This window comes from Sulfitobacter sp. (assembly GCF_036960155.1).
In the GTDB taxonomy this organism is placed as follows: domain Bacteria; phylum Pseudomonadota; class Alphaproteobacteria; order Rhodobacterales; family Rhodobacteraceae; genus Sulfitobacter.
Window position 1 is genome coordinate 827,930 of the sequence record NZ_JBALWB010000001.1, and the last position, 23,808, is coordinate 851,737.

Genomic DNA, 23,808 nt, shown 5'->3' on the forward strand with positions numbered 1-23,808 from the left:
TCAGGCTTTCTTTAGATCAGAGCGTAATCCGTCGTGAAGTGTTAGCACTTTGCGGCGGATCATACCGATGTGTCGCTCGAAAAACTGCGCAAAAACCAAACCAACCAAAATTGAACCGACAACAAGCAGACCATCCCGCGCAAGCGTTTCGGCAGGGAAAATGGCATCAATTAGGTGCAGTGCTGGATAGTGCGTGACGTAGATCGAAAAGCTTGCGCCTGCCCACCAACGGATACGCGGATGGTTTCCTTCATAGCCTTGCAGCAGCCGTGCCATTCCCATGATATGGAATGCCGTCATAGTACCCAACAGAGCATTCCAGATAAATTCATCCGAAAACGCGAGTGCAAATCGATAATCCATGGGCAAGAAATACTGTGCAGTTAAGGAGGCCAAAGCGTCAGGCACACCCGTCCACAAGCAGTACACATAAAGCAGCGGCCCACCCCATGCAAAGACACGTGCCTTGCTTGCTGACAGCCGAGCAGGACCACCTGACGAGACCCAATTCCAGAGCCATACACCCATCAACCACGCAGGCATCAACAGCAAAATCCTTGGTCCGACAAGCAGCGTGAGCAGGATCAAAATGGCAACTCTACGAATACCAGACAGGAAAAACGCGGCCGCAAATAGGACGTAGTAACCAGCCTCATAGCTGAGCGACCAGAGCGGCCCATTTGTCCCTAGGCGGACGCGGTCAAATGCGCCCCACTCATTTGTCATTGAAAGGCCACGCACCAACAGCTCACCCAGTGGCAAAGGACTGTAAAAGCTGCTGTATGCTTCTGGGCCAATGCGTTGACCGATTTGATCAAAGGCAAACGTTAGAAACAACGCAGGCACCAACACAGACAGCAATCTAGTCAGGCGATTGAAGGCATATGTGGACAGTTTTGCATCGCGACCAGCGGCATAGGCAATCACCATCCCCGAGATCACAAAGAACACGATGACACTGTCACTGCCTAGATTGAGTTCACGGATGAAAATGTAATCACCCCGTGTAAACCGTGGATAAGCGACGTGCGAAAAGACAACAACAATAGTTGCCCAGACACGAAGCGCATCCAGCCAGATGGAGAGTCCTCGGGTCACGACGTGGCACTTTCTTTGGTTGCAAGAATGGCCTTCGGATCGCGTGAGGTACCCTTCCATAAGGCGCGCCAACTGTCCCTAAATGGGTCCAGAATTGCAGTGCGAAGGTTCGGATAGGGCTGTTCAATGCGCTCACCATGTTCATCGGCCAAACCGTAAACAATCTCTTCATGGGACCGCAGCACATACAGTGTCCCAAACACCAAATCCCAGATCGCAAATACTTCGCCGTAATTCTTATTGTAGTGCTTTGGGTCGATCGAGTGGTGAATGTGGTGCTGGGCTGGCGATACAAAGACATGTTCAAGCACAGGCCCATAGCTAAGCCAAACATGGCTGTGTCGCAGGTTCGAACCAAGAGCATTGAACATGAAATATCCAGCGTTCACCGTTCCAATGGCAAGAATTTCGATTTTACCCATGAGCAAGAACAGCATCAATGCTTGGACGGAGCCAACAACAACCGTGTAAATCAGCGCACGCAGGACCAAAAACATTGGATGGTTTCTATTTGCGGTAAGTGGCGTCATGATTTCTGCGGAGTGATGCAGTGCGTGGAAAGGCCATAGGATTGAAGCCTCATGGTGCAGGCGGTGCGCCCAGTATTTGCAGAAATCCAGTGTCAAAATCATAATGACTGTGGCCAATGCCAACTTTGCGAATGTCAGGTCAACAGGCGCAGTTGATGCGCCAGTTACCGAGATAAGAGCGTTTAGCACCGTTGTCGTCATCACCGGCGTCATTGTGACGGCAGCAAATAGGCCACCAGCCGAAAGCAGTGAATTGAACAGAAAAATCTTGATATCAACGATGTTTGATTTGTGCAGGTATACCTCCTTGGGCAGCAGATACTCCACGAATGTCTTGGGACGGCCACGGACAATCCACAAGGCTGCAACGATCAAAACAGTGATACAGAGATAAAAAACAGCCAGCCGCGAGCCAAGATCGGTGAAGCTCACAATGAGTGTCGAAAAGAGCTGAGACAATAAATCCATGATAACCTCTGTATGGTTTCCACGTAGATTGCTATTCTAATGCGGCAGTAAAGAGGCCAACACGTGCTAAAATTTCAACAACTCAGTGTCCATCTCTGCTTGGTGCTGGCACCCCAAGGGGCAAAGTGAGACCTAATTCTTCATCAGCGGACATCGCCCTGTTTCGGCTGCATCCCGCGAATGTTAGTTTCAAATCCTACTACTGCGGCATGCTATACGCACTCAAACGTCAAGCACTCCGAACCCAGATAGACCTTTGTTGCGACTTGCCTCATGGTCGTTTGCTTAGCTTTCTGATGGGGCAATTTCTCAAAATTGCTGCACTCAGAGTTTTCCGAAGCTGCTGCAAACTAAGAATGCGTTGGTCTGTCTCGGCAAGCTTTTGAGCCAAAATCTCTGCGGTTTCCTGCTCGTTCACGTTATCCTGAGACATTGCATGTGACAGTTCAGTCATTTCACGAAGATTGAAGCCAAGGCTTTTGCCCAGCCGAATGATCTCAACAAGCTGTACAGTCTCTTCGTGAAAATCTCGGTAGCCGTTTGCACGCCGTTGAGAGTGAATGAGTCCTCGCTTCTCGTAAAATCGCAACGTGTCAGTGCTCACATTTGTCGCGTCTGCAAGTTCACCAATTCTCATAAAAATACCTGTTGACCTTGGACTATACTCAAAGGTTTAGAACGCTTCCTGTTGGTATGAAAGGAAAGAAAATGATACCCAAATGCGTTCCCCACAGGATCTATAGAATCTCCGCTTGGTATGATCTCTTTGTTACTTGGCCGTTTGCAGTACCCTTTACGATGGCCATTTTTTGGGGGTCAGTGATGTCACCCCTGAATGCATCCTTAGGTTTGGGAGCACTCCCAGACCTTGATGTTCATTCGATGCTATTCGCTAACTTTTTTGGAACAGTTGTAATAATCTGGTCGTTGGTTCGTCTTGTTTGGAACGATACACGATTGGCCATCTATGATGGGGTCGCTCGTGGTTTTTTCTCAGCTTGGATGGGTGTTGCGCTGTTTTCTGGGATTACACCATTAGTGTGGATATTTCTCGTTCCTGAAATATTGTTTGCTCTTCTTCAGATTGCTGGATTTTTCTGGCTCTCCTGCCGATCTCCTGAGGTTGCGGAGGCTTAACAAAGGATCAAAGCGGCTACGTTTCGAAATCCGAACTGGTAGCCGCTGCAATCACAGTGGTATTTCACGTTTACCTCAAGTCGGTATTGCCAAACGGATCACATAGGCAACGATACCCAGCGCAAAGACGCTCATCAGCCAGATGGCTACAAACCAGCCGACCTTGCGAAGGGATGCAGGTATCATCAATGATACCCCTCTTCCGGGTCTATTTTGCCGCGAAATACCCAATAGGTATATGCAGTGTAGGTTAGAATCATTGGTACAAGAACAAGGGTACCAACAAGCGCGAACCAAAGGCTTTCGTCTGGTGCTGCAGCTGCCGCAATTGTCAGGTTTGGGGGAACTATGTTGGGGTAAAAGCTGATTCCGATGCCCGCAAAACAAAGAACAAACAAACCAAGAGCAGCAAGAAAAGGTTGCGCATCTTTGCCAGCACTCAAGCCCGAGAATAGCGCCCACGCCGTCGCCAAAACTGCACCCGGGATCAAGACGCTGAGGATACTACCCGGTAGACTAAACCAGCGTTGGAAATAAATCGCGTCTTGGAACGGGGTCAGGATACTAACGACTCCGATAAAGCCCAATGTCCCTACCCCCAACCACCATGCATAACCCTGCATCTGACGCTGTAAGTTCCCTTCAGTTTTCAGGATAATCCACGTCGCCCCCAACAATGCATAACCGATAACGACGGCAAATCCAGTTAGTATGGAAAACATACTCAACCAATCCCACCAGCCGCCTGCATAGGCGCGATCAACAACTTTGATGCCCTGAACCAATGCACCCAACGCGATGCCCTGCATAAATGCTGCAACAAATGAGCCACCAAAGAACGCGACATCCCACACTGGCTTCCAACGTACTGTTCGCCAGCGATACTCAAACGCGACACCGCGAAAGATCAGCGCCAGAAGCATCAGGATGATCGGCATATATAGAGCGGGCATGATGACGGCATAAGCAAGCGGAAAGACTGCAAACAGGCCTCCGCCCCCCATGACCAGCCATGTCTCGTTCCCATCCCATATCGGCGCGATTGAATTCATCATGGTCGCTTTGTCCCGCTCACTTTTGGCGAAAGGAAATAAAATGCCAATGCCTAGGTCGAAACCATCCAGGATCACATATGTCAGGACAGAAAATGCGATTATCCCAGCCCAGATAAATGAAAGCTCAAACATTATAACTCTCCTTTTTTGCCGGAGGTTGCTTCACCAGCTTTATGTACCAGCTCAGTCATTCTTGCGGTCCTGATAGGTCCGTCACGAAGACCTAAACGCTGTGTTCCTGCTGGATTATTCATCATCCGCAGTAGATAAAATGTACCTGACCCGAAGATAAAGAAGTAGACGATGATGAAAGCAAGCAGGGAAGCAGCAACAGCTGGTGCTGCGACAGGGGCGAGGCTATCACTCGTCCGCAGCAAGCCATAAACTGTGAACGGTTGTCTGCCGACTTCGGTGGTGATCCACCCTGCCAGCACGGCAACAAATCCCATCGGCCCCATAACAATTGCTGCACGGTGCACCCATCCACTCTCATAAAGACGTCCCCGCAACCGCAGCCACAGGCTCCATATGCCAAGGCCCAGCATTGCGAAACCAAGGCCAACCATTATTCGAAAACTCCAGAACAGGATGGCGACGGGTGGTTCGTCAATGTCGGGAATGGTGTCCAAACCTGCAAGCGGGGCATCCCAATGATGCTTCAGAATCAGGCTCGATAGTTTTGGAATCTGAATAGCGTAATCGATCCGGCGTTCTTCGGGGTTAGGAATACCAAAGAGAATCAATGGTGCCCCGTGCGGATGGCTTTCGTAGTGGCCTTCCATTGCCATGACTTTGGCAGGTTGGTGCTCGAGAGTATTCAGCCCATGGAAATCACCTGCAAGAATTTGAAGAGGCGCCACAACGATCAGCATCCACATCGCCATCGAAAACATCCGGCGCGCAGGAGCATCTTCGCGGTTGCGCAACAAATGCAAGCCACCAACACCGCCAACGACAAGTGCTGTGGTCAGATAGGCCGCAAGGACCATGTGAACGAGGCGGTAAGGAAAGGACGGGTTGAAAACAATCTGCCACCAGTCTTCAGGTACAAACTGGCCCAAATCATTTATCCCATAGCCCACGGGCGTCTGCATCCATGAGTTGACCGATAAAATCCACGTTGCTGACATCAAGGTTCCAAACGAAACCATAGCCGTTGCAAACATATGTAGTTTATCCCCAACACGTTCACGGCCAAACAACATGATCCCTAAAAACCCAGCCTCTAGGAAGAATGCAGACAAGACTTCGTAAGCCATTAGAGGTCCCAGAATTGGCCCTGTTTTATCTGCAAAGACAGACCAGTTTGTGCCGAACTGGTAGGACATCACAATGCCCGAAACGACACCCATACCAAAGGCTACTGCAAAGATTTTCTTCCAGTAATTGAACAAGGTTTGGTAGGTTTCATCTCCTGTGCGGAGCCAAAGGGCATTCAAGACTGTGAGGTAACTTGCCAGCCCGATTGAGAATGCAGGAAAGATAATGTGGAAGGACACGGTAAACGCAAATTGCGCTCTCGCCAGTGTCTCTGCGGTGAAACCGTCAAACATAGGTGCTCCGTTTCGTAATGATTCTATCTGTCTTAGGAAGGTTAAGATTTTGCAGTGCGAAGGTAGGCGCGTCGCCTCATAAAGCCTTGTTGAAACGCATCTTTTGCTAGATCGTCTGTGACGATCAGCGGGGTGATTACGTCCCGATCGAGTGTCCATTCATGGGGGCAGCAATCCATGAAGCATCACCCGCTTGCAATGCGTCAACAGCGCGCAGGATTTCGGTTGTTACCTGGCCATCTAGATTCGAACCGTGCCCCGACCCTATGCCTCAATCGCTTTTTCCTACATTTGAACATGATCCAAAGTGTCACATTTACAGAAAGAACATCTTGAATGTATCTTTGAGGCGCTATGGCACGGTAGCAGGTTTCGGTTGGCACGCTTTGCCCTTTGGATCCCACGCAAAGACGAGGGAGTACTGCGATGACACATCCAAATGAATGGGTTGAACGATTTCCCGGATTGTCGCGCTTGGAGGCGCCCATAAAGGAACTACTGCTAAACCGCAGTACTATCATTTCCGCACCCGAAGGGACCACAATATTTGGCCCCGGAAATTCACCCGAGAATATGTTGTTCTTGTTAGAGGGGACAGTGCGCGTTCAACAAGTATCCGAAACCGGACATGAAATTGTCCTCTACCGCATTCACGCTGGTCAAAGTTGTGTTTTAACCACGGCATGCCTACTTGCCTACGACGACTATTCGGCAGAGGGAATAGCCGAGACAGCCGTGTGCGCAGCCGCTGTGCCACGTGCGGTTTTTGATGATCTGGTCGCGCAATCAAAATCATTCCGCAATTTCGTTTTTGCAGCGTTTTCCAAGCGGATTACTGACCTTTTTCTAATGATTGACGAAGTGGCTTTTCAACGGCTCGACGTGCGCCTTGCACACAAATTGATCGAGCTTTCCGATGAACAGGATGTCATAGCCACCACCCATCAAAAACTTTCTGTCGAACTTGGTACCGCACGGGAGGTCATTTCACGACAGCTTCAGGAATTTCAAAGGCGTGGTTGGATAGAACAAAGCAGAGGTCGCGTTGCATTAACGGAGCGCATCCAAATTGAGCAACTGGCAGACCATAACACGTGAGTTAATTTACCACTTAGTGACAATGTCACCGACGCGAGGTTCCCAAAAGCTTAGCTTGAATGAAAATTCAAATGGAGACATCGAAATGACTGCAAATATTGGCACCATCGACCGCGTCATCCGCATCATCTTGGGCATTTTCTTGCTTGTCGCACCCTTCGTAACAGGATGGGCTATCTTCGCATCTAGCACAGCAACGATCATTGCAATGCTTGCTGGCGCCGTAATGCTGGCAACATCTAGCATGCGGTTCTGCCCATTGTACCGCATCATTGGCGTCAGGACCTGCAAGCTTTAATAGCTGTAATTGTACTTCACGCTACAGCATTACCCGTCAGAATCGCCATTGCTAAAGTGTTGAAGGCCATGTTCAGATACCATGCGCGTTCTCTAGTTTAGGTAAAGGAAGGACATCAATTGGACTATCCAGTAAACATGTCAGTGAAGCCCGAAGTGTCAGCCCACTTTGACGAGACCACCAATACGATCAGCTATATTGTCAAAGATCCTGCCAGCAATCATTGCGCTATCATCGATAGCGTCATGGACATCGATTATGCTGCGGGCCGCATTACTTACGATCACGCAGATGCCCTAATCGCTGAAATTGAGAAACAGGGGCTTACCCTCGATTGGATTATTGAAACCCATGTTCACGCAGACCACCTGAGCGCTGCACCCTACATCCAGCAAAAGCTGGGGGGACAGATCGGTGTCGGCGAAAAGATCATGATCATCCAAGAAACGTTTGGAAAAATCTTTAACGAGGGAACCGAATTCCAACGCGACGGGTCTCAATTTGACGCGTTATTCAAAGACGGCGACACCTACATGATTGGAACGATGCAAGCATTTGCGATGTTCACGCCGGGTCACACCCCCGCTTGTATGGTTCACGTCATTGGCGATGCTGCATTTGCGGGGGATACATTGTTTATGCCCGATGGTGGCTCTGCGCGATGTGACTTCCCTGGCGGCTCCGCAGAGGAGTTGTATGACAGCATTCAAAAGGTTCTTTCCCTCCCTGATGAAACGCGACTGTTCATGTGCCACGACTACGGTCCAAACGGCCGTTCCATCCAATGGGAAACCACGGTGGCTGACCAGAAAGCCTCCAACATTCATGTCGGTGGCGATAAAACCCGCGAGGATTTCATCAAATTTCGCACGGAACGTGATGCTCAGCTCTCTATGCCTAAGCTGATCATCCCATCGCTGCAGGTGAACATGCGTGCTGGCGAAATCCCGACTGACGAAAACGGCAACCAGATGTTGAAGATACCCGTCAACGGTATCTAATCCCGGAGAGATAAATTGGAAATCAAGTCATTGAGCGCGGACCTGTCCGTGAGCTGTCAAATTGTGCCTAGCGATATGCTGGCCATCAAGGATGCTGGATTTAAATCGATCATCTGTAACCGTCCAGACGGCGAAGGGGCGGATCAGCCCACATGCGCGGAAATCACGGCCGCGGCGGAAAAGCTTGATATCCACGTGGGATACCTCCCTATCATTGCTGGGAAAGTTACCAATGAAGATGCTGCAGCGTTCGATAAGTTGCTATCAGACCAACCGGGGCCAATTCTGGCATATTGCCGAACGGGGACGCGTTCAGCGACCCTTTGGTCGCTCTGTCAATCCGAACAGCGCAGCCTTGCGGATATCCTAGCTGCGACAAAGGCTGCTGGGTATGACATGGGCGGAGTGGTGCGCCGGATCGTCAATGGTGGCAAGACGCCAACCGATACAGGTGATGCCACCTATGAAGTTGTGATTGTGGGTGCTGGCGCGGGCGGTATTGCCGCTGCCGCCAGCTTAAAGGCCCGCAAACCCGATCTTGAAATTGCCATCATAGACCCCTCAGATGTTCACTATTATCAACCGGGCTGGACGATGGTTGGTGGCGGTATTTTTGAACCCCAACAAACGGCGCGGACCATGGGCTCATTGATCCCGCGCGATGTGCATTGGATCAAGTCTGCCGTCGCTGCATTTGAACCCGAAAACAATGCTGTTGTTCTGGACGGTTGTCGCGTGGTGAAATACGGGCGCCTTATCGTTTGTCCGGGTTTAAAGCTTGATTGGAACAAAGTGGAAGGGCTGGTTGATACACTTGGCCATAACGGGGTCACATCAAATTACCGCTACGACCTTGCGCCCTACACATGGGAACTGGTTAACGGCATGAACGAAGGTCGCGCAATCTTCACCCAACCTCCCATGCCGATCAAATGCGCCGGTGCGCCCCAAAAAGCAATGTATCTATCGGGTGATGCGTGGCATCGACGCAATGTCCTCAAAGACATCGATATCCAGTTCAACAATGCTGGTGGTGTCCTCTTTGGCGTCAAAGATTATGTTCCGGCCCTGATGGAATACGTCCAGAAATATGATGCCAGCCTCAATTTCTTCCACAATCTTGTAGCTGTTGACGGAGCTGCCAAAAAAGCGTGGTTCGACGTGGCTAAGCCCGACACACCAGTTGAACGGGTTGAGATGGGTTTTGATATGATGCACGTCTGTCCACCACAAACTGCACCAGATTTCATTCGCGTCTCTCCCTTGGCTGATGCCGCAGGCTGGATAGATGTTGATCAGGCCACATTGCGGCACAAAACCTATGACAATGTTTGGTCATTGGGTGACGTCATGAATGCACCCAATGCAAAGACAGCTGCCGCCGCACGCATTCAGGCTCCGATCATAGCTGAGAATATAGTTGCCGACATGCAAGGCCATGCGCCAGTGGCCCAATACAACGGTTATGGTTCGTGCCCACTAACGGTTGAGCGGGGCAAAATCGTTTTGGCCGAATTCGGTTATGGCGGAACAATGCTCCCTAGTTTTCCAAAGTTCCTAATTGATGGCACCAAGCCATCGCGCGCCGCTTGGTTTCTCAAGGAAAAGATACTGCCCCCGATCTATTGGAAAGGCATGCTGAAGGGCCGCGAATGGATGGCCAAGCCTGAAAAGATCACCGTTAACTAACACCTCGGCTGTCCCAATCACTGAATGGGGCAGCCGTAAAGCTTCGGGTATTGAATGACACTTTCAAACTATCTGCCGATCCTCACATGGGGGCGGCTCTACAACCGCTCTGCCCTATCGAGTGACCTTGTGGCGGCTTTGATCGTAACGATCATGCTAATCCCTCAATCGCTTGCGTATGCGTTGTTGGCCGGACTGCCACCTGAAGCAGGGCTATATGCGTCCATCCTGCCTATTGTTCTTTACGCCGTGTTTGGCACCAGCCGCGCGCTGGCGGTTGGCCCAGTTGCTGTTGTTTCACTGATGACTGCTGCCGCACTCAGTAACATCGTTGAGCAGGGCACCATGGGTTACGCTGTGGCCGCATTGTCGCTTGCGGGATTGTCCGGTGTTATTCTTTTGGCGATGGGTTTGTTCCGGTTAGGGTTTGTTGCCAATTTCCTGTCCCACCCCGTGATTGCTGGCTTTATTACAGCTTCAGGCATCATCATTGCGGCAAGCCAGCTCAAGCATATCCTTGGCATCGATGCGCATGGACACAACCTGCTGGAGCTGGCTATCTCTCTGATTGAACACCTGCCAGAAACCAATTGGACAACGGCCATCATCGGCGTTCTTGCAACTGGGTTTCTCTTTTGGGTGCGCAAAGGTTTAAAACCGATGCTTGAGGGATTTGGCCTAAGCGCGGGTCTGACAGGGATTCTGGTGAAAACCGGCCCCGGTGCCGTTGTTGTTATATCAACAACGGCTGTTTGGGTTTTCGATTTGGCAGGTAATGGTGTCAAAATCGTGGGCGAAGTTCCCCAAAGCTTGCCTCCGTTGACTCTGCCGTCGTTTTCGCCAGACCTATTGGGCCAACTTCTTCTTCCCGCATTTCTGATTTCAATCATCGGGTTTGTCGAATCAATTTCGGTTGCCCAAACTTTGGCCGCGAAAAAACGCCAGCGGATCGATCCTGATCAAGAGTTGATTGGACTGGGGGCCGCAAATATCGGCGCATCACTGACAGGTGGTTTTCCAGTCACTGGCGGATTTTCGCGTTCAGTTGTGAATTTCGATGCCGGCGCAGAGACTCCAGCGGCAGGCGCGTTCACAGCAGTTGGTCTAGCAATCGCCGCACTTACGCTTACGCCTTTGATCTTTTTCCTGCCCAAGGCAACCTTGGCGGCAACAATTATTGTTGCGGTTCTTAGCCTTGTTGATTTTTCGATTTTGAAACGCAGTTGGAGCTACTCAAAAGCGGATTTTGCTGCGGTCCTCGCGACGATCTTACTCACTCTCGCCATGGGAGTTGAGGTGGGTGTGTCCGCAGGCGTAGGGCTCTCCATTCTGCTACATCTGTATAAATCATCTAAACCACATATCGCCGAGGTTGGCCTGATTGCAGGTACCGAGCATTTCCGGAATATTCTTCGGCATGACGTGATCACAGAACCAGATGTTGTCACTCTGCGCGTCGATGAAAGCCTGTATTTCGCCAATGCGAGGTTCCTAGAGGACAAGATTTATAATCGTGTCGCAGGAGACCCCAAAATTCGCCATGTGATCCTGCAATGTTCGGCGATCAATGAAATTGACCTAAGCGCACTTGAGTCGCTTGAAATGATCAATGAACGGCTCAAGGAAATGGATGTGAAGCTGCATTTGTCGGAGGTCAAAGGCCCTGTGATGGACCGCCTGAAAGAGCAACATTTCCTACAAGAAATGACTGGCAAGGTCTTCTTGTCACAATTTGAGGCGGCCAACTACGCAAGTTCAAAACCAAGGAATACCGTTTAATCTTCTGGGAGGATCAACCGCGCCCTTCGAACGTTTGAACTGAAACGCCTGCGCCTTCTAACGCTGAACGTACCGAGCCTGCAATTTGCACTGCCGTCGGGGTGTCGCCATGTAGACAAATTGTGTCGATCGCTGCGGGGATGTGTTTACCGCTTTCGGTAATGATCGCACCCGCATTTACCATTTCGACCATCCGTTTACCTGCAATTTCCGGATCGTGGATCACTGCACCGTCAATACTACGATCTACCAACGTGGCATCATCATTGTAGGCGCGGTCTGCAAAAATCTCACCTGCCCATGCACACCCCAACTCTTCGACCGCTTGTTGATGGGCCGTAGCCGCCAAGATCATCACAATAAGATCAGGATCAACGGATAGGGCTGCTTCGTACAAATCGCGCGCCAAAACGGGATCTTCAGACGCCATATTGGACAATGCGCCGTGCAGCTTGAGGTGACGCACTTTTGCGCCGACACTGCGCGCCATACCAACGCTGGCAGCAACCTGATAACGGATTTGGTTTTGCAGCGTGCCGCGCGGCACAGTCATACGGTTACGACCAAAACCTGCCAAATCCATAAAACCCGGATGCGCCCCGATACCCACGCCATTTTTATGAGCAAGTGTCATCGTTGCAGACATCACATCAGCATCACCAGCATGCCCACCACAGGCGACATTGGCAGACGTAACCGTACGCAGCAGTGCCGCATCATCTCCCATGCGCCACGGTCCAAAGCTTTCGCCCATATCGGCATTCAGGTCTACGCGCATAGTCAGTCCTCTTGTGTGGATGGGTCATGGGTGGCAGAAACAGCACCGCTGATCAACTGATAGGATAGCAGATCGCGGATGCTATGGGGGTCTCGCAATAGTGGAGTAACTGAACTGCCCAGCGCCTTGCGGGCAATGACTGCCCGTTGTTCAATTACGCGGGCTTGGGGCAGATCAACGAACTCGAATGAAATGGGGGCTCCGGCAGGTGCCTGTGCAACACGGGCCATATCAGATGGCAGGACAGTCCCGATGCGCGGGTAGCCCCCTGTTGTCTGGCATTCGCTCATGAGAACAAATGGCGCGCCGTCTCCCGCGATTTGAATGTCACCGGGAACAATAACATCAGACAGAATGCTGAGCTGATCAGCAGCCATAAACGGGTCACCGTCTTGCTGCATGCGGACCCCCATTCTGTTGCCCCGGGCGTCACGGATAAAAGGAGTCGAGGTAAAACGTTCGCGCGTGGCAACATCGAATTGATCGGTTTGCATCGAGGCCGTGATGCGAATACGCCCACCGTTAAAGCGGTCCTCAGACGTAAGCGTCATGCCCGTTGTTTTGCCGCGATCCTGCCCAACAGGCAGTATTTCACCCACCTGCAGCATCGCGCCCAAACTAGCATTCAGATGTGTCGCGCGCGCGCCCATCATCATTGGCGTTTCGATCCCACCGCCGATGTGCAGATATCCGTAGGTCCCGCTCCGGGCTCCACCGATCTTAAGGATACTTCCAGCAAGCAATAGGTGGCTAGCATTCCAAGCAATTGGAACATCGTCGAGCGTAGTCGCCATCGGCGCACCCGTCAGAGCGATCCGCATGTCGGCATTTGCCCGAAAGCTACCGCCCATTCCTACCATCTCTAGCGCGGCAAAGTCCGGTGGTTGCCCCAACAACGCAGCCCCTTCGTAAAGCGCAAGCACATCTGCCGCCCCCCCTCGGGTCAACCCTTGGGCAAGGAAACCAGGGCGGCCTAAATCTTGAACGGTAACCGCTGGCCCGCATGAGAGGATTTCAAGTTGCGCGTTCATGTCAAAACACTTCGCTGGGCACCGCCATCACCTGATAGGTCACTTTGCTGGATATGTTCATATTCTTTGGTGGTAATTGAAGGAAAGCACAGCTCATCTCCCGGCGATAATGCAATGGGAACACTGCTGGTGGGGCGAAATGTGCGAAAGGCAGTTTGCCCAATATGCCGCCACCCCGTGGGCGACGCATTGGTGAAAATGATCAATTGTCTGATCGCCACAACCAGCGCACCACTGGGAACAGATCGCGTCAGCGCCTGTTGGCGAGGGATATCCCAATGAGGCGGCAGTTCCCCCGTATAGGGCTGACCGGGCGCAAACCCGAGGGTGAGAACACGTACCCGCGCGCTGGAAAGTTCTATAATCGCTTGTTCTGGAGACACGCCAGCGGCCTGTGCGGCTTCCTCCAACTGGGGTGCTGCATCGGTGCCATAGAGCGTCGGTATTTCCCAAAGGGTTCGCCCCGATGGCAATGGGGCGGCATACCAATCCTGACTTGTCAGGAGTTCCTGTAGCTTTTCAAGTAAAGCCTCCGAAGGCATGTTGATCAAATCAGCGACGACAAAGGTTGAAACAAGAGACGTGGATGTTTCGCTCACTTCGGCCCAGTGCTGCGCATCAATCGCTGCGCGAAACGCAATAGCTGCGCGGTTGGCAGGCTCAGTCATGCCCTCACCAAATTGAACAAGCAGACCAGATAGGCCGACTTGCCGGATACGCGGATACTCAGCCATCTTGCAAAACCTTCCTATAGAGTTTTGGGAGCAGAATAGGTGTGAGATACATGGGAAGTTGCCAGCAGCCAATGAAGATCAGTACAGGAGCCAATGTTTCGGGAGGAAGCGCAACCAGAAACAAGGCAATGTTGCGGTTGCCTGCGCCAATGGCCAGAGGTCCTGAAACGGCGCTCAGTGCGGAGCCTCGCAAAGCCAAAAGGGTCGCGGCCTGCAAGCCATAACTGATCGAAAATGCCAACAACGCCCAAAGAGCAACCTGCAATGGTTCCGTTTGAATCGCATGGTTCAGCGGAGCCATCAGCGCGATAACAATAACCGAAAATGCCAGTACCGACGCACCATCCAATGTTTGAATTTGTGTCCTGGATGGTGACGGATAAAAGGTAGCGCGCAACGTAAAGCCCAGCGCAGTAGCACAGAGGATAACCAACAAGACAAAACTAGCAGACTGAAGCACATCCACAAACGTTCCAATTTGCGGCGAAAGCATCAAAATTGGCAGCACCGTAATCGGAAACGTTGCTGTGCCCAGAACCATAATCTGCATCATGCGTCCCGCATCGAGCCCCAACAACAAAGCCAGATTTGTGCTGCCTGAAATGGCAGGCGCAGACGTGGCAAGGACCAGCGCAAGCCCAGCAGGGGTCTGTGCATACCCAAAAAAAGTAAGCACCCCCAAACAGAAAAGCGGCACGCCAAGCTGCAGTACGCCGACGGCACCGAGCCCCCAACGCAAATCACTTGCCGCGCCGCGCGCCGCTGCGTGACCAATGCGCAAAGCGGTGATCGTAAGCAAAGCCGCTATCATCAAAGGCAACCAAGGCGTCATAGCTTGCGCCAAAGCGGGCAGCATCAGCCCTGCCGCTAACCCTACAATCAGGCACAAGCGGGCATGCCGAGAAATCAGCTGCAACAGGTATGCCATTACACACCGACGAGGGGTTTGATGAGATGCATTGCTGCCTCCTGTCCGTCAGACAGACCAGAGCAGCAGGGCAAAGGCAATGCCACTAAATTCCCTTTTAACCCATTATGTTGGGTTGTCTTCCAACACCAAATCGCTGGCCTTTTCCCCAATCATGATCGCAGGTGCGTTGGTATTGCCTGAAACAATTTCTGGCATGATTGAACAATCAGCAACCCTTAGACCTGCAATACCATGCACCCGCAAACGCGCATCTACGACAGCAGAAGGATCATTCCCCATCTTGCAGGTACCCGTTGGGTGATAGATGGATGCAGTGTTATTGCGCGCCCAATCTAGGGTCGCATCATAATCCTCGATATCCAGATCTGGGTTCGGGCGGTATTCAGTCGAAATCTTTGACGTCAGCGGAGCATTGCGTGCAATGCGCCGCGCGATATTCACGCCCTCAACAATTGTTCGACAATCGGTTTCTGTCGAAAGGTAGTTGGGAATAATCTTGGGGTAGGCACGCCCGTCAGATGACGCGAGCCTGATCTCTCCCTTACTTTCTGGACGTAACTGGCAAACTGACATGGTGAATGCAGAGAATTTGTCCGCCCCCTTGCCCGGGTTTTCGGCCGAAAGGGGTTGAACATGAAATTGAATGTCCGGCGTTTCCATTTCAGGCCGTGTTTTCAAGAACCCCGTGGCCAAACTTGCTGCCATTGTCATCGGGCCAGCGCGAAACATCATGTATTTAAGTCCGATCTTGACCTGCCCGAACATACTAGAAACTTCGTCGTTCAAAGTTGGCTCATGCGTTTTGTAAACCAGTCGCGCTTGCAAGTGGTCCTGCATGTTTTTTCCGACGCCCTTCAGGTCTGCTTTGACCTCGATACCGTGCTCTTGCAGGTGCTCGGCCTCGCCAATTCCAGATAACATCAACAACTGTGGCGAGTTGATAGCCCCGCCAGACAGGATGATTTCCTTAGAGGCTCGCAGCGTGTGCACGGTGCCTGACTTGTCTTTGTACTGCACGCCGACAGCGCGCTTTCCCTCAAGGACAACTTTCTCAACCTGCGCATGTGTGATGATTTGTAGATTTTCACGTTGGCGGGCGGGATTGAGATAGGCCACCGCCGTTGAACAACGTCGCCCATTGCGCGCGGTAAGCTGGAAAAACCCAACGCCTTCTTGGTCTTTGCCATTATAATCAGGATTGAACTTGTACCCAGCCGCTTGTGCCGCGGCGACCCAGGCATCCGTGATTGGGCGCTGAATACGCATATTAGAGACTGATAGTGGCCCTTGATCACCGTGAAACTCATCTGCGCCACGTTCATTTTTTTCAGCACGTTTGAAAAGCGGCAGCACGTCGTCCCAACCCCATCCAGTATTCCCCATCTGGCGCCAACGGTCATAGTCTTGCGGTTGTCCACGTACATACAGCAAACCGTTCAAGGAAGATGACCCACCCAAAACCTTGCCGCGCGGCCAATCAAGTGATCGCCCGTTCAACCCCGGATCAGGTTCCGTCTTGTAACACCAGTCAACGGACGGATTGTGGATCGTTTTGAAGTATCCAACCGGAATGTGAATCCAAGGGTTCCAGTCTCGGCCACCTGCTTCCAGCAAAACCACTTTGTTGCGTGGGTTCGCGCTGAGCCGGTTGGCCAGAACACACCCTGCAGAACCTGCGCCTACAACGATAAAATCTGCGTCCATTCTGGAATCCTCTACTGCGTTAAAGAAATTTCTATACAGAACGAACTATTCAAGCTAGTCTTTTTTGAAACAAAAAGTCTCATTAATTGACAAAACCTAACGGGAGGAACGACAATGACGACACAAAATAACTTAAAGGGTATCTCACGCCGAGATCTTTTTCGCGTAGCAGGTCGCTACGGAATGAGCTCAACCTTGCTAGCCGCTGGCGGCTTTGGTGGCGCAATGAGCCTTGCAAACTTGGCCACTGCTGCTGAGTCGACGTATGATAAGCGCTTCGCGAAACCAGCAAAGCACACGTTTAAATTTGGTGCTGCGGGCTTTAACGCACGCAACCTTTTGATCGAACGTGCGGGTGCGCTGGAATTCGCTCGTGATTTAGAATCACGTACCGATGGTGAGATTCGAATCGAATTTATCGGCGACAACCAAATTTGTGGCCAAACCTCATGCGTTGAAAAATGTCAGCAAGGGATCGTTGATTTTTATGCGGCGTCCACGCAAAACTCTGCTGGCGGCGCACCATATCTGAACGTGTTGGATTATGCATACATGTTCCGTAACCGCGCGGACCAATACCACTTCTTGTATTCACCAGCATCCGCAAAGTTGCTTCGTGAGCCTTATGAAAAACGTCACGGCCTGAAATTGTTGTTCTCACACGCAGAACTGCGCGGCATCCAGTTGGGTCTGTCATGGGAAGATAAGCCAACGGTTACATCCGTTGATCAGCTTGCTGGCACAAAGAACCGCGTAACAGGTACACAACTTGGTCGCATCGCGATGAAGGCTATGAACTTGAACCCTGTTCCGGTTGCATGGGAAGAAACTCTTGATGGTCTAAAACAGGGCCTGATTGATGGTGCGGAAACTTGGGCATCTGCGGTTGCATATGCAAACATGGCGCCTGTTGTGTCTCAGTCAGTTCACTTGAACTTCTTCTGCGGTACTGAAGCGACGTCCATGAACGCATCTGTTTTCGATGGTCTTTCCGGCGATCTGCAAGATGCTGTTTTGGAATCTTCCTACTGGGCACAAACACACGTTCAGGCCGCAAACGAGGCAGCACTTGTGAAAACTGTTGGTCAGTCTGATCCACAGCTTCCAGGTACAATTTTTGCTCAGAACAATGTGCGCAACGCATTCTTGTCTGACGCAGAAATCAAGAAAGCCGAAGAAATGTGTTCACCTGAGTTCCAGCCGCAGCTGTGGGAACAGTGGCGCGAGCGCCTGAACGGTTGGTCCGGTGGACACGACACGTATCAGGAGATCTACGACGAAGTTCGTACAATCGATGGCAATACTCTGCCAGAGAACGTTGAGCCACGTCGCTGGTGGAAAGCCTAATCTAATTAGGTAAGACCTTAGCCGATCCGCAAGACGCGGGTCGGCTATTTCAGTTTCATGTGCAGGCAAAAAGGGTCGATATTCAGTGCGGGACTGGATAGCGAAAAGGGGAGATAACTATGTCGATTTGGTCTGAGGCGTGGTCAGTTGTGCCTGCCATTCTTTCCGGCGATCCATGGGAGATGAAAAGCGCGTTCTATTCGGATGGCATGTGGCTTTTCGGCGCGTTTGTAACTCTTATAGGTGGCTATCTAGCGCATCTGTTGTTTAAGAACGTGCCGTTCATTGAACGCCATCTGGAACGCGGTGTTTCGGTTGTTGCTTACTTGATGATCGCCGCGATTATCTTTTGGGGTGTGATTGATCGGTTTGTTTTTTCCAACCAATGGTCTGGCTCAACAACGGTTCCACCGTTCTTGTTTATGATTATGGCGTGGTTCGGGTGCTCCTATAATGTGAAGCTCCGCACGCATCTAAGCTTTAGCGAATTTCGGTCCAAGATGGGCCCAAGTCGCCAGATGAGCGCCTTGTCCTTGGATACGATCCTTTGGCTTGGCTTCTGTTTGCTCGCAATCACAACATCTCTGCGGTTCACCGCGTATTCGGCCGACAATTTCCAAATGGTAGATGGCGTGGATAACGTCATGAAGTGGTGGTTCTATATCACGGTTCCGATTGCCTTTGTCCTGATGTCCGGCCGTGTTGTCGGGAACTGGATCGAAGATTGGGGTAATTTCAAATCAGGCAATCCGATCATAAAGCAAGCTGTAATCGGAGGGGATACCTGATGGCTGACGCAACGTGGATCACACTCATTTCTCTTGGTGTGACGATATTCTTTATGCTGGGCACACCCGTCTTGTTAGTGATCTTTTATTGGGTTGTTGGCTGTAGTTTTGTCATCGACCTTCCGCTCGACAACACAGGCAACGAGTTGCTCAATGTCTTTAACAAGGGCTTTGCCTTGCTTGCGATGCCACTGTTTATCCTAACAGGTGACCTGATTAACCAATCAGGAATCGCACGGCGATTATCTGATTTTGCCTATTCGTGCCTTGGTTGGCTGCGTGGCGGTTTGGCCATGGCAGCACTTGCCGCATGTGGTTTGTTCGCTGCGATCTCAGGATCAAACTCAGCAACGACAGCGACGATCGGCTCGATGCTTCATCCAGAAATGGTCAAAGGCGGATACGACGAGCGGTTCTCAGCGGCAACCGCCGCTGCTGGCGGTACGGTCGGGATCATCATCCCTCCCTCCATCATTTTCATCGTTTACGGTTTCCTACTGAACTTACCGATCTCTGATCTGTTCATCGCAGGTATCATTCCGGGTGCCATGATGGTTCTCGCGATGATGACCGCAGCCTTTATCATCTGCACGATCAACGGCTGGGGCTTCCTTATCCGGTTGTCACCGATGCGCGTTATAAAAACGGCAATTGGGGCATGGTTGGGTTTCTTCGCAATTGGTCTGGTTCTATGGGGCATCTATTCTGGTAAGTTCTCACCAACCGAAGCTGCTGGCGTGACGGTGGGCTTTTGTATCATCGTTGGCATGATCAGTTACCCGCTTAACAAGATCATGGGCGACAACTCCGATACTCCAGTAGAGGAAAAGTCAGTCGCTTCTATGTTTGTGGTAGAGGGGTTCACCTTACTGAACCTGCCAAACATCGTATCACGCTCCGCTCAGATCACTGGCATTTTGGTGCCGCTGATTGCGGTGTCTGTTGCAATGCAACAGGTCATGTCATCCTTGGGCGCAAAAGAATTCATCGGTGAATTTGTGACAGGGATGGGCGGCTATCACGCCGTGTTATTCACATCGATGGCCATCGTGTTTGTTACTGGAATGATCCTCGAGTCGCTTCCAGTGACAATCATTCTAGCTCCGATTTTGGCTCCCATTGCGGCGTCTGTAGGCATTGATCCGATCCACTTTTCGGTGATCTTCCTTGTGGGTGCATCGATTGGTTTCATCACACCGCCCTATGGTTTGAATCTTTATGTGGCAAGTGGAGTCACAGGCGTCCCCTATTTCCGCCTGTTGAAGTACACGGTTCCCTACCTTATTGCTTTGATAAGTGTCTGGGTTATCGTAGCTCTGACCCCTGAATTGGCACTATTTCTTTTGCCAAGCAGATAAGGACTACCCTGACCCATGCATGACGATGCCAACCACACGGACAAAACAATCCCAACCAATTTGAGGTTGCTGTTGCTGGTGGAAGAACTTGCACGGGTCGGGGTACCCATTACGCCTACTGCAGTGAATGAGGTTCTGGGCCTTCCCAAACCGACCATTCATCGTCTCTTTCATACGCTTGAGCAGGAAGGTTTTCTACAGCGCGATATTGACGGTCGCTCGTACGCGCCGGGGGTGCGTCTGCGTAGGTTGGCTAGCTCGATCTTGTCGACCTCACGGATCCGAATGGTGCGTCAGACTGTACTGAATGCGTTGGCGGAAGATGTCGGTGAAACCTGCAATATTGCGATCCCTGAACGCCACGCGATGGTTTATCTTGACCGAGTTGAAACAAAGTGGCCGCTGAGGATTCAATTGCCTGTCGGTACTGAGGTACCATTCCACTGCACAGCAAGCGGTAAGATGTATCTTAGTTCATTAAAGCCTCGGCTATTTGCCAAATATCTCAACATCGTCACACTGAATCCCCACACCAATCACACGTATACTGAACCTGCCGTTTTGGCTGCCGAAATCGAGACGATCCGTGATAATGGCTACGCCACTGACAACGAAGAATTCTTGGACGGAATGGTCGCGGTAGCTGTGCCATTGTTCGACGCTCAAAAGCGGCTGATGTCCACACTATCGGTCCATGCCCCAACGCAACGTATTACGCTAGACGATCTAAAGGCCCATCTGCCGCGGTTACAGGCTGCCGCCACCGAGCTTTCAGAACTGGTGTTGAGCTGAAGGCCTCAGCCAGCCGTCTTCGAATTCGATGTTCTCCACACCCGCCAGCTTTTTGATCCGGTCTAGTTCGGCTTCAAATGCGGCATGTCGCCCTTTGCCCCATACAACACCTTGTTCGGGCCAGATGGCACGGACCCGCAAAGTGTTTTCGCCTCGAAAGGCTTTCATGTCGACGCGGCCAACCAGACGATCACCCTGCAACAGTGGAAAAACATAGTAACCAAAAACCCGCTTTGCTTGGGGGACAAATACTTCAATCCGGTAGTCAAACCCAAACAAGAATTTTGCCCGCTTACGGTCTCTCAGGGCTGGATCAAATGGGCTAAGGACGCGAAGGCGCTGCGGTGCAGCCTGCGCGGTGGAAGGATCGTCGCAAAGATTGGGCCGCGCAAACACGCGCTTGAGTGTGCCATCTGTGCCCGTGATTTCAATCTCTTCAAGCTGCTCAGCCTTGAGCGCGTCCATGCACCACCCCTTCGCTTCCGCTGAAGTCACATGTGCCCAGAACGCAGCAATCTCACCCGATGTAGCAAAGCCAAGCCTGTCCAACGCCCCTGAGCAGCACCATTCAATTGTTTGCGCTTCCGTCAGTGCCCTGTCGGGTGAATGGAGCTGAGGTGCCAATACTCGTTCTGCCAGATCATAGCGCTTTTGGAAGTTCTGACGCCCGACAACATGGAGCGACCCGCTACGCCAAAGGTATTCGAGAGCCGTTTTTGAAGGATGCCAGTCCCACCAACCGCCTGAGCCGCGCTTTTCGCCTTGCCCCACATCGGATGATCCGCATGCGCCATTTTCTCGAATGTGATCCAATACGCCCTGCAGCTGTTCTTCAAATCCGTCGCGCCGCCAGCTGCGCCATTGCTTACGCAACTTTGCAGAGTCCCGCGTGCGTCGCATTTCCCAATGCGGATAATAGGAAATCGGGATCACCGCCGCATCGTGCGTCCAATGTTCAAACAACCCATTGTCTCGCTCGTAGAGACGCTTCAAATCGTCAGTGCGGTAACGCGGCTTGCGGGCGAACAGGATCAAGTCATGTGCCCGTGCCACAGTGTTGATACTATCAAGCTGAACAAACCCAAGTCGTTCAATCAGTGACAACAATCCAGTGCTATCTGCTGCCCCTTGAGGAGTCTCAAGCAGTGCATGCCGGTCCAGGAAAATACGCCTCGCAGCAATATTGCTTAGACGTGGGAGATTCATCCGCGACGTCGGCGGCGCAGCGTATCTCCAAGTGACAACGTCGGCTTCATGATCACTGTATTGGGTACATCAGCGTTTGGTTCAGGGCTGGATGCATTGAGGATGATCTTCGCAGCCTGTTCTCCAATTTCGCGGCGGCAAGCATCCATTGTCGCCAACTGACGGGGAAGCCCCGCCAACAGTTCAACACCGTTAAAACCAGCAAGGCCAATTTGACCAGGAACATCGATGCCCTCATCCAACAGGTGAAGCAGCCCACCCGCACCGATCATATCATTTGAGTAATAGAGGAAATCGAGATCAGGGGAACGCGCCAACATTTCCTTGGTCATCTCACGTCCCTTGAGCAGCGCAGATCCACCCGAGTAAAAGGCCCGATCTTCGATCTCGATACCTTCTTTTGCCAAGGCTTCAGTGAAACCTTCAAAACGCTTTCGAGCACGGTGATCTAGTGGCATCTTGGTTCCCAGAAAGCCAATCCGCTCATACCCTTCACGCAAGATTTCCCGCGCCATATCGCGCCCAGCCTGACGGTGTGATATACCGACCATCGCATCAACCGGATTGCCGTCAACATCCATGATCTCAACAACAGGAATACCCGAATTCAACAACATCGCCCGCGTTGCCTCGGAATGCTCTAACCCAGCGATAATCACACCAGATGGGCGCCACGACAGCATCTCATACAAGACCTGCTCTTCTTTCTCAGGGCGGTAATCGGTGACACCGACAACGGGTTGTAAGGGCGTGTCGTCAAGGGCTGAGTTTATCCCATTGAGTACTTCGGGAAAGACCATATTGCTCAGGGATGGAATGATCACGGCAACCAAATTGACTCGCTGGGAAGCAAGCGATCCGGCGATCTGATTTGGGACATAGCCCAACTCTTTAGCTGCGATCAAAACCCGCTCGCGGGTTGCAGCCGAAACGTCCCCACTCTTTCGGAGCACGCGGCTCACCGTCATTTCAGAAACACCGCAAGCCTCAGAGACATCGCGCAAGGTGAGTGGGCGTTTGTGCGTTTGGGACAAATTGGTATTCCTGCTTACGACTATCGTTAATGTTAGCGTAGTGAATAAGGTTGTGACAGGCAATCAGCGATCTGTGTGATTACATACCCAGTTGCCTTTTCGCGGCAACCAGTCAACTTTCGACTCCAGTCCACTGTGAGACTCATTTCAAAACCAACTTATGATGTTCCCACTCTGGAATAGAGATCAAGACTAGGATAACCACACCTCAACGGCCCCGTGGCTCAACTGGATAGAGCAGCCCCCTCCTAAGGGGCAGGTTATTGGTTCGAATCCAATCGGGGTCACCAAAAACACCTTTAAAATATGACGTATTTACAGGGCTTTGTGCAGGCGCTTGCAGAAACTTGCGCGGCGATGCAGGCCGATGTCGGCTAAAATCACCAAATTCCTGTACAA

Annotated in this window: 23 protein-coding genes and 1 tRNA gene; 11 read left to right on the top strand and 13 right to left on the bottom strand. The window is 51.5% G+C overall.

Going from position 1 to position 23,808, the window contains the following annotated elements:
- From V7775_RS04200 to V7775_RS04210, 3 genes are all read right to left on the bottom strand, one after another.
- Complete coding sequence (locus V7775_RS04200) at positions 1-1,098, bottom strand: acyltransferase family protein (RefSeq protein ID WP_335750602.1); 1,098 nt, start codon at positions 1,096-1,098, stop codon at positions 1-3.
- Complete coding sequence (locus tag V7775_RS04205) at positions 1,095-2,096, bottom strand: sterol desaturase family protein (protein ID WP_335750603.1); 1,002 nt, start codon at positions 2,094-2,096, stop codon at positions 1,095-1,097. Before V7775_RS04205 ends, V7775_RS04200 begins: the two co-directional genes overlap by 4 nt.
- A 271-nt stretch (positions 2,097-2,367) precedes the next feature.
- A complete protein-coding gene (locus tag V7775_RS04210) occupies positions 2,368-2,733 on the bottom strand; it encodes a MerR family DNA-binding transcriptional regulator (RefSeq protein ID WP_335750604.1) in 366 nt (121 codons plus the stop codon).
- A gap of 185 nt (positions 2,734-2,918) precedes the next feature.
- Here V7775_RS04210 and V7775_RS04215 point away from each other — a divergent pair, with 185 nt between their 5' ends.
- Positions 2,919-3,233, top strand: a complete 315-nt coding sequence (locus V7775_RS04215; RefSeq protein WP_335750605.1) for a hypothetical protein — start codon at positions 2,919-2,921, stop codon at positions 3,231-3,233.
- A 75-nt stretch (positions 3,234-3,308) separates the two neighbouring features.
- Here the strand turns inward: V7775_RS04215 and V7775_RS04220 are convergent, their stop codons facing one another.
- The 3 genes from V7775_RS04220 to V7775_RS04230 are packed head-to-tail and all read right to left on the bottom strand — an operon-like array spanning position 3,309 to position 5,841.
- A complete protein-coding gene (locus tag V7775_RS04220) occupies positions 3,309-3,419 on the bottom strand; it encodes a DUF2474 family protein (RefSeq protein WP_335750606.1) in 111 nt (36 codons plus the stop codon).
- Positions 3,419-4,420 (bottom strand): cytochrome d ubiquinol oxidase subunit II, encoded by a 1,002-nt coding sequence (gene cydB / locus V7775_RS04225; protein WP_335750607.1) that lies wholly within the window; start codon positions 4,418-4,420, stop codon positions 3,419-3,421. Before cydB ends, V7775_RS04220 begins: the two co-directional genes overlap by 1 nt.
- Entirely contained in the window at positions 4,420-5,841 is a 1,422-nt protein-coding gene (locus tag V7775_RS04230) for a cytochrome ubiquinol oxidase subunit I (RefSeq protein WP_335750608.1), read from the bottom strand. Before V7775_RS04230 ends, cydB begins: the two co-directional genes overlap by 1 nt.
- 426 nt (positions 5,842-6,267) lie before the next feature.
- Between V7775_RS04230 and V7775_RS04235 the strand changes: the two genes are divergently transcribed.
- From V7775_RS04235 to V7775_RS04255, 5 genes are all read left to right on the top strand, one after another.
- The gene (locus V7775_RS04235) at positions 6,268-6,939 is read left to right on the top strand and encodes a Crp/Fnr family transcriptional regulator (protein WP_335750609.1); all 672 of its coding nucleotides are present in this window, start codon (positions 6,268-6,270) and stop codon (positions 6,937-6,939) included.
- 85 nt (positions 6,940-7,024) lie between these two features.
- Positions 7,025-7,237 (top strand): YgaP family membrane protein, encoded by a 213-nt coding sequence (locus tag V7775_RS04240; RefSeq protein WP_335750610.1) that lies wholly within the window; start codon positions 7,025-7,027, stop codon positions 7,235-7,237.
- A 137-nt stretch (positions 7,238-7,374) separates the two neighbouring features.
- Positions 7,375-8,238: an MBL fold metallo-hydrolase gene (locus V7775_RS04245; protein ID WP_335751056.1), complete on the top strand. Its 864-nt coding sequence runs from the start codon at positions 7,375-7,377 to the stop codon at positions 8,236-8,238.
- A gap of 15 nt (positions 8,239-8,253) precedes the next feature.
- On the top strand, positions 8,254-9,927 hold the full coding sequence (locus V7775_RS04250) for a TIGR01244 family sulfur transferase (protein WP_335750611.1): 1,674 nt from the start codon (positions 8,254-8,256) through the stop codon (positions 9,925-9,927).
- A gap of 54 nt (positions 9,928-9,981) precedes the next feature.
- The gene (locus tag V7775_RS04255) at positions 9,982-11,706 is read left to right on the top strand and encodes a SulP family inorganic anion transporter (RefSeq protein ID WP_335750612.1); all 1,725 of its coding nucleotides are present in this window, start codon (positions 9,982-9,984) and stop codon (positions 11,704-11,706) included.
- 13 nt (positions 11,707-11,719) lie between these two features.
- Here V7775_RS04255 and V7775_RS04260 read toward each other — a convergent pair whose 3' ends face one another.
- The 5 genes from V7775_RS04260 to V7775_RS04280 form a co-directional block, all read right to left on the bottom strand.
- Positions 11,720-12,484 (bottom strand): LamB/YcsF family protein, encoded by a 765-nt coding sequence (locus V7775_RS04260; protein WP_335750613.1) that lies wholly within the window; start codon positions 12,482-12,484, stop codon positions 11,720-11,722.
- A 2-nt stretch (positions 12,485-12,486) separates the two neighbouring features.
- Positions 12,487-13,515 (bottom strand): biotin-dependent carboxyltransferase family protein, encoded by a 1,029-nt coding sequence (locus tag V7775_RS04265; protein ID WP_335750614.1) that lies wholly within the window; start codon positions 13,513-13,515, stop codon positions 12,487-12,489.
- On the bottom strand, positions 13,512-14,249 hold the full coding sequence (locus tag V7775_RS04270; RefSeq protein ID WP_335750615.1) for a 5-oxoprolinase subunit B family protein: 738 nt from the start codon (positions 14,247-14,249) through the stop codon (positions 13,512-13,514). The genes V7775_RS04265 and V7775_RS04270 overlap by 4 nt, the downstream gene beginning before the upstream one ends.
- Positions 14,242-15,177: a hypothetical protein gene (locus V7775_RS04275; RefSeq protein WP_335750616.1), complete on the bottom strand. Its 936-nt coding sequence runs from the start codon at positions 15,175-15,177 to the stop codon at positions 14,242-14,244. Before V7775_RS04275 ends, V7775_RS04270 begins: the two co-directional genes overlap by 8 nt.
- Positions 15,178-15,282: 105 nt before the next feature.
- Complete coding sequence (locus V7775_RS04280; protein ID WP_335750617.1) at positions 15,283-16,884, bottom strand: GMC family oxidoreductase; 1,602 nt, start codon at positions 16,882-16,884, stop codon at positions 15,283-15,285.
- 114 nt (positions 16,885-16,998) lie between these two features.
- On the opposite strand from V7775_RS04280, the gene V7775_RS04285 reads away from it, so the two are divergent.
- The 4 genes from V7775_RS04285 to V7775_RS04300 all read left to right on the top strand — a co-directional run bounded on the left by V7775_RS04285 (position 16,999) and on the right by V7775_RS04300 (position 21,169).
- A complete protein-coding gene (locus V7775_RS04285) occupies positions 16,999-18,231 on the top strand; it encodes a TRAP transporter substrate-binding protein (RefSeq protein ID WP_335750618.1) in 1,233 nt (410 codons plus the stop codon).
- 119 nt (positions 18,232-18,350) lie between these two features.
- Positions 18,351-19,019, top strand: a complete 669-nt coding sequence (locus V7775_RS04290) for a TRAP transporter small permease (RefSeq protein WP_335750619.1) — start codon at positions 18,351-18,353, stop codon at positions 19,017-19,019.
- Positions 19,019-20,377, top strand: a complete 1,359-nt coding sequence (locus V7775_RS04295) for a TRAP transporter large permease (RefSeq protein WP_335750620.1) — start codon at positions 19,019-19,021, stop codon at positions 20,375-20,377. Before V7775_RS04290 ends, V7775_RS04295 begins: the two co-directional genes overlap by 1 nt.
- A 15-nt stretch (positions 20,378-20,392) precedes the next feature.
- The gene (locus V7775_RS04300; protein ID WP_335750621.1) at positions 20,393-21,169 is read left to right on the top strand and encodes an IclR family transcriptional regulator; all 777 of its coding nucleotides are present in this window, start codon (positions 20,393-20,395) and stop codon (positions 21,167-21,169) included.
- On the opposite strand, the gene V7775_RS04305 is transcribed toward V7775_RS04300, so the two are convergent.
- On the bottom strand, positions 21,149-22,375 hold the full coding sequence (locus tag V7775_RS04305; RefSeq protein WP_335750622.1) for a winged helix-turn-helix domain-containing protein: 1,227 nt from the start codon (positions 22,373-22,375) through the stop codon (positions 21,149-21,151). The genes V7775_RS04300 and V7775_RS04305 overlap by 21 nt on opposite strands.
- Positions 22,372-23,409 carry a LacI family DNA-binding transcriptional regulator gene (locus V7775_RS04310; protein WP_335750623.1) on the bottom strand — a complete coding sequence of 346 codons (1,038 nt, stop codon included), beginning with the start codon at positions 23,407-23,409 and terminating at the stop codon, positions 22,372-22,374. Before V7775_RS04310 ends, V7775_RS04305 begins: the two co-directional genes overlap by 4 nt.
- 213 nt (positions 23,410-23,622) lie before the next feature.
- Between V7775_RS04310 and V7775_RS04315 the strand changes: the two genes are divergently transcribed.
- Positions 23,623-23,699: transfer RNA gene (locus V7775_RS04315), tRNA-Arg, on the top strand.
- Positions 23,700-23,808 lie beyond the last annotated feature (109 nt).